The 6,575-nt window shown below is 58.6% G+C and carries 7 protein-coding genes; 3 read left to right on the top strand and 4 right to left on the bottom strand.

The features are described 5' to 3' along the window. Positions 1-34 precede the first annotated feature (34 nt). Positions 35-826, bottom strand: coding sequence for a M48 family metallopeptidase (locus tag VF639_RS03530; protein ID WP_331144501.1), 792 nt, complete (start codon positions 824-826; stop codon positions 35-37). Positions 827-1,096: 270 nt separating this feature from the next. On the opposite strand from VF639_RS03530, the gene VF639_RS03525 reads away from it, so the two are divergent. Further along, complete coding sequence (locus VF639_RS03525) at positions 1,097-1,711, top strand: fumarylacetoacetate hydrolase family protein (RefSeq protein ID WP_331144500.1); 615 nt, start codon at positions 1,097-1,099, stop codon at positions 1,709-1,711. 108 nt (positions 1,712-1,819) lie between these two features. Next, positions 1,820-3,829: a M23 family metallopeptidase gene (locus VF639_RS03520; RefSeq protein WP_331144499.1), complete on the top strand. Its 2,010-nt coding sequence runs from the start codon at positions 1,820-1,822 to the stop codon at positions 3,827-3,829. 201 nt (positions 3,830-4,030) lie between these two features. Here the strand turns inward: VF639_RS03520 and VF639_RS03515 are convergent, their stop codons facing one another. From VF639_RS03515 to VF639_RS03505, 3 genes are all read right to left on the bottom strand, one after another. After that, positions 4,031-4,726, bottom strand: coding sequence for a ClpP family protease (locus VF639_RS03515; RefSeq protein ID WP_331144498.1), 696 nt, complete (start codon positions 4,724-4,726; stop codon positions 4,031-4,033). 86 nt (positions 4,727-4,812) lie between these two features. Then, positions 4,813-5,115: a hypothetical protein gene (locus VF639_RS03510; protein WP_331144497.1), complete on the bottom strand. Its 303-nt coding sequence runs from the start codon at positions 5,113-5,115 to the stop codon at positions 4,813-4,815. Positions 5,116-5,246: 131 nt separating this feature from the next. Next, positions 5,247-5,843, bottom strand: coding sequence for an RNA polymerase sigma factor (locus tag VF639_RS03505; RefSeq protein WP_331144496.1), 597 nt, complete (start codon positions 5,841-5,843; stop codon positions 5,247-5,249). 138 nt (positions 5,844-5,981) lie between these two features. Here VF639_RS03505 and VF639_RS03500 point away from each other — a divergent pair, with 138 nt between their 5' ends. Further along, the gene (locus VF639_RS03500) at positions 5,982-6,557 is read left to right on the top strand and encodes a lipocalin family protein (RefSeq protein WP_331144495.1); all 576 of its coding nucleotides are present in this window, start codon (positions 5,982-5,984) and stop codon (positions 6,555-6,557) included. Positions 6,558-6,575: the final 18 nt, after the last annotated feature.

The raw sequence follows: 6,575 nt of genomic DNA, 5'->3' as shown, positions 1-6,575 counted from the left end.
AACTCACAACTCACAACTCACAACTCACAACCCATTACCGCTTATAGTACTTGCGGGCTTCCGGCAATTCGCGCTGAATATCAGCCACGCGGGTGCCGTTGGAGGGGTGCGTGGAAAGAAACTCGGGTGGGGACGCGCCGCCCTCACGGGCATCCATGCGCTGCCAGAATTGCACGGCCTTGTCGGGGTCGTAGCCAGCCATGGCCATAAATATCAGCCCCAGGTGGTCGGCTTCCGACTCCTGGTTCCGACCGTATTTCAGCAAGCCCAGCTGCGAGCCGGCGCCTACCACCTGCAAAAACAAGTTTTGGCTGGCAGAAGGCGCTTGACCTACTGCCGCCGATGCCAAACTGCCAATACCCTGCGTGGCCATTTGCTGGCTCATTCGTTCTGTACTGTGCTTGGCTACGGCGTGCGCTATTTCGTGGCCCAGGACTACGGCCAAGCCGGTTTCGTCTTGGGTGATGGGCAGAATGCCGCTGTACACGGCCACCTTGCCGCCGGGCATACACCAAGCGTTTTCCTGCTTATCGTCAATCAGATTAAACTCCCAGGCGTAGCCTTCCAGCTGGCTCTGCTGGTTTTGCTGCCGGAAGTAGGTTTCCACGGCCTGCTGAATGCGCTGCCCAACGCGCTTCACCATGGCCGCTTGCGTGCCGCTGCCAATTACTTTGCTGGTCGTCAGCACTTTCTGGTATTCGGTGGCGGCCATCGAGTTCATTTCGGTGTCGGACACGAGGCTGAGCTGGCGGCGGCCAGTGATGGGAACGGTGGAGCAGGCGGCGGCCAGAAACAGGCAACTAGCCAAAGCTATTTTCTTAAGCATACGGGTGTTGAAGTTAAAGAAAGAGGGAACAGACGGGCGACGGTTACCTACCAGATGTACCGGCGCCACCGGCGCTAACGCGACGGGTTACTATACGTCGGTGGATGGGAAAAATGTTTGCCCCAGGCCTTGCCGCATCGTGCTCTAAGCGGCATCTAATTACATTTCCGGTTTTCAGGCCCCGAATTAACCTCTAATTTTGAGCCATCTACCCAGACGGACAGCCGTCCGGCTTGCTCGGCTCGACGCCCCAACCAACCAAGCCCCCACATGAAAATCCTCTGCATCGGCCGCAACTACGCCGACCATATCACCGAGCTACAAAACGAAACGCCCGACGCGCCGGTCATTTTCGCCAAGCCCGATACCGCCTTACTACAGCGCAACCAACCATTCTTCTACCCCGATTTCTCGCAGGACATTCACCACGAAATAGAGTTGGTGCTGCGCGTGTGCAAGAATGGCAAAAACATCGACGAGAAGTTCGCCCACACCTACTACGATGCCATCGGCCTCGGCATCGACTTCACGGCCCGCGACCTGCAAAGCAAGCTGAAAAGCAAAGGCCTGCCGTGGGAGCTGGCCAAAGGCTTCGATGGTTCGGCCCCGCTCGGCGAAACGTTCAAGCCGGTGGGCGACTTCCCTGACAAGAAAGACATCAACTTCCGGCTGGAAGTGAACGGGGAAGTGCGCCAACAAGGCAACTCCGGCCTCATGCTGCACCCCTTCGAGGCCATCATCAGCTACATTTCCAAGTTTATTACCCTGAAAATGGGCGACTTGATTTTTACCGGCACCCCCAGCGGCGTAGGACCCGTGAAAATCGGCGACCAGCTCACGGGCTATATCGGCGACGAAAAAATGCTGGACCTGGCGATAAAGTGAGTTGCCGGTTGCCAGTTATCAGTTGTTCGATACGAGAGCATAAACTGACAACTGGCAACTGATAACTCACAACTCATTTCCCTACTTGCTGATTGAATTGCTTTGCGAATGCCCAATAAGTTGATTGCCCCGCCTCGGCGGTTGTTGAGTTTCTCTTTACTTCCCCTGCTTCTGCTGATTTTTGGGCTGCAACCCGCTTCTTGCGGCGGGCAGGAACCCGATACCGTTGCCTCATCACCTACCACCGAAACGCCGGCCGGCCCGCGGCCAACGGTGCCCAACGGCTACTTCCTGTTCCCCATCAAGCCCGGCAAAACCAACTTTCTGGCCGCCAGCATGGGCGAGCTTCGACCGAATCACTTTCACGGCGGCCTCGACATCAAAACTGATGGCCGAGTAGACCTGCCCGTGTACGCTGCCGCCGACGGCTACATTTCGCGGCTCAAGCAGAGCAGCTTCGGCTACGGCAACGTGCTCTACATCACCCACCCCAACGGGCTGACCACGGTGTACGGCCACCTAAACCACTTTCTTGGTGCTACGGCAACCGAGCTGCTGCGCCGCCAGTACGAAAAGCAAACCTACGAGCTGGAGCTGTTTTTCAAGCCCGACCAGTTTCCAGTGAAGCGCGGCGAAGTGGTGGCCCTATCGGGCAACACGGGCGGTTCGGCGGGGCCGCACCTGCATTGGGAAGTACGCACCGCCCAAGACCATCAGTTGAACCCCTTGCAGTGGGGTGGCTTTGCCGAAATTCAAGACCATGTGGCGCCCATGCTGCAGGCCTTTGCTGTGGAGGCGCTTGGTATTGACGCGCGGGTGTTGGGCCGCTTCGGCAAGTCGGTGTTCGTGCCCAAAGCGCCGCCCCTGCCCAACGGCGGCGGCTACGTGTGGGCCGATACCATTCCCGCCTTCGGCTCGGTGGGGCTGCTGCTGCAAGGCTTCGACCGGTTTGATGGCGTGTGGAACAAAAACGGGCTGCAACGGGTGGAAGTGCGCGTCAATGGCCAGCCGTTTTACCGGCACGTAGTCGATGACGTTCCTTTTCCGGATGGCACCCGCCAGGTTAATCAGCACATGGATTATGAATGGCGCTTCATGCAGGGCCGGCAGCTCGAAAAGCTGTTCGTGGACGACGGCAACGACCTAACCATGTACACCACGGGGCCCGGCAAAGGCCGCCTGCGCGTGGAAGCCGGCAAGCTCTACAACATCGAAATCCTACTGGCTGATTCGTACGGCAACACGACGCCGCTACGCTTTGTGCTGCGCGGTGAACAGCCCGTGTACTACAAAACCCGTTCGGCGCTGGTGAAACAAGCAGCCCTGCGCTATGACCTCAGCCGCAACCTGCTGGTAGCCGTAGCCGCCGACCCCGATACGGCCGCAACGGGTGGCCCCCTCACGCTTTTCAAAGGCAACCGCCGCCTCACGCTGCGCCCAAGCTACACGGTGCTCAGCCAGAACACCTACCTCTACGACCTGCGCGCCGGCCTCCCCGACTCCATGCAGTTTGGGCGCATCACCCGGCGCTTCGACCGGCAGGCCCTCATCCCCTCGGGCCGCGACTATGCATTTACCACGGGCGTTATGCAGCTAGGTTTCGGGCCCCAAACGCTGTTCGATACGCTGTTTGTGACAACCAGCTACAAGGCCGGCGTCTGGACTGTGCAGCAGCCCCGCACCCCGCTCTACCGCAGCCTGTTACTCTCGCTGAAACCCGAAGTGGAAGTGGCCGACAAAACCCGAACCGCCATCTACGGCGTCACGGCCAAGGGTGGCCGGGCGTACGTAGGCGGCAAATGGGACGGCAACACCATTTCGGCGCCCATTAAAGCTTTCGGCCAGTTCAAGCTGCTCACCGACACCATTCCACCTTCGGCCCGCTTGCTGCGCAAAGGCCCTGCCGGCGTGGTCTTCAAGGTCGGCGACGACCTTTCGGGCCTGGCTTCCTACCGCCTCGAAGTGAACGGGCAATTCCACCTCCTCCGCTTCGAGCACAAAAACGCCACCCTCTTTTCGGAGCGCACCGACACGCTCGGCCCACCCCTGCGCGGCCCCGCCACCCTCTACCTCCGCGACCAAGCCGGCAACGAGAAGGCGGTGAATGTAATGCTGTGAGTGAGTGAGTGAACGGTCATGCTGAGCGCAGCCGGAGGCGGAGTCGAAGCATCTCGCTAGTGTGGTAAACCCTTTTACCATTGTAACGATGCGAGCGAGATGCTTCGACAAGTTCAGCATGACGGGAGTAGTTTGGCAACGTCAGCACGCGAGATGCTTCGACTCCGCCTCCGGCTGCGCTCAGCATGACCGTTCATTTACTCACTTCTTTTCCAGCACCTCGTCGATCAGGCCGTATTCTTTGGCTTCGTCGGCGCGTAGCCAGTAGTCCCGGTCGGAGTGGTCGTGGATGTCTTGGTAAGATTTGCCGGTGTGCTTGGCCAGGATTTCGTAGAGTTCCTTGCGGATTTTCAGGATTTCGCGGGCCGTTATTTCGATGTCGGCAGAGGGGCCTTGAGCGCCGCCAGACGGTTGGTGAATCATGACGCGGGTGTGGGGCAGCGCCGAGCGTTTACCGGCGGCCCCGCCGGCCAGCAATACCGCCCCCATGCTTAGGGCCACGCCGGTGCAGATGGTGGCCACGTCAGGAGCCACGTATTGCATGGTGTCGTAGATGCCTAATCCGGCGTAGACCGAACCACCGGGCGAGTTGACGTAAAGCAAAATATCTTTCTTGGCATCCACCGACTCCAGAAAGAGCATTTGCGCCGTCAGAATGTTGGCAATTTGGTCATCGACGGCCGTGCCTAAGAACACAATCCGGTCCATAATCAGCCGCGAAAACACGTCGATTTCGGCGAAGCGCGTGGGACGCTCCTCGATGACGGAGCGGGTCATGTTGGTAACGAACGTGCGGCCCTGGCCTTCGATGTGGCCGAGGTATTGGTCGACACCAAGGCCGTTGAGACCCTGCCCCTGCACGGCAAACTTTCGGAATTCTTGTTTAGTTGACAGCATGAGTAAGTGAAAATAATGGGCATGCCGGTGCCTTTCGGCCTAAAAGCTTAGGCACGCAGGATAGCCCTGATTTAGAAAAAGAGAGGTTAGTGTTTGCGCGGCAACCTCAGCCCGCCCGCCCGGATAGCCCGCAGCCCGGCGGCTGCCAATTGGCTCCAACGGCCAGGGCGCGGCCCGTACAGTTGCTCATGAATAGCTTCTAGCTCGCGGCGCAGCTGGCGCTGGCCGGCTAGGTACAGCCCTTGGTACACTTGCCGCTGCGCCTCGGTGTCCGCTTCCAGGTCGGCGTCGAACAGTTGCTGCAGCGCCCATTCGTCGGCCTGGCCTGGTTGGGGGCCACCTAGCAGCTGCTGCTCAATGCGTTGCAGACGTTTCAGCTCCGGGCGCATTTCTTTGAGTTTCTGGTTTCTCGTGTTTGATTTCTGGTTGAACAGACCAGTTGAATTCGCATACAAGCTTGTTCGAAAATTTCCCGCGAAAGTACGCGCAGGAGTTGCAGAGGTAAGCTGAGTTCTGTTGGTCAGAAATCAGAAAAATTCTCCGCTAGCACGTTGCGCACCGAGTTACGCAGGCGCTCCAAGCACTTGAATTTCTGCACCGTGGCCGAGCGCACGTTGCGGTACTGATGGGTATCGGCAATTTGCTCGAGGGGCTGCTGGAAATAGTAGAAGGACAGCAAAATGCTCTTGCACTTCTCCCCTAGCCGCTCCACGTACTCCAGCACCGATACTTCCGCCGCTGGATCTACCGTCGCAGGCGTTACCTGGTCGGGCAGTTGCAGGTGTTCTTCGTCTAGGTCGGCGTAGTGGCACCGTTGCCGGCGGCCCTGTTCGCGGCGCCAGAGGTTGCGGGCCACGGCTACCACGTAGGTACTGGCCGACGCGGTAAGTTCGAGCGTGCCTCCCACGGCTTTTTCATAGAACACCACCAAGGCATCATGAAACACATCCTTGGCGTCCTGCGCCGTACCGCCGTGCTGCAACACATGGTGCCGCACCATCGGGAAGGTGTGCTGGTAGAGCTGCGTGAGCGTCTGGTCGCGGTTGGTTTGCAACGCGTGCCGGAGCTGCGCAGCAGAGGGCGTTGGTGAAGGAGGCAGGAGGTTGAATGTTTTCATCGGGATGCGAAGTCTACTGATTAATCCGATTTACTGTTAACTATCACCCTTACATTGAAAGATAATTGTGAGCCCCTGGCCGCACATCTTACACAGTAGCTGCTGCGTACAGCAAGCACCTCTTTCTACCTTCTTATCATGACTAACCAAACCAAAGTCCGCCAGCCGGTTCTATTTGCCACTGCCGTGGCGGCGGTGGCTACCGGTGTGGCCGCTTACGGCTACGTGCGTCGCAAGATGTACAAGCCGCTGCCCACGGTTGCTCACGTGAATTTGCACAAATACAGCGGCTTGTGGTACGAAGTAGCCCGCCTGCCGACCCGGTTCGAGAAGGGCTGCCAGCACGTCACGGCCGAGTACAAGTTGCGGCCCGATGGCAAGGTGAGCGTACTCAATACCTGCCACCAACAAGGCCTTAACGGCCCCGTCGAAACGGCCAAAGGCCTAGCCCGCGCCATCGATGCCACCAACTCTAAATTGAAAGTCAGCTTTTTCTGGCCTTTCGAGGGCGACTACTGGATTCTGGACCTGGACCACGCCGACTATCAGTACGCCCTGGTAGGCACACCGAGCCGCGAAAACCTGTGGCTCCTGAGCCGTACCCCGCACCTGGAGCGCAACCTCCGCGACCACCTCATTGGTAAAGCCCGTGAATTAGGCTTTCCGGTAGAAAAGCTGATTTTTACGCCCCAACCCATGAACGACAAACCATAGGCGAGGCTATTGCACCCT

This window comes from Hymenobacter sp. (genome assembly GCF_036387835.1).
Lineage (GTDB): Bacteria > Bacteroidota > Bacteroidia > Cytophagales > Hymenobacteraceae > Hymenobacter.
Note: the sequence above shows the minus strand (reverse complement) of the source record. Positions and strands in the feature narration are given on the sequence as shown.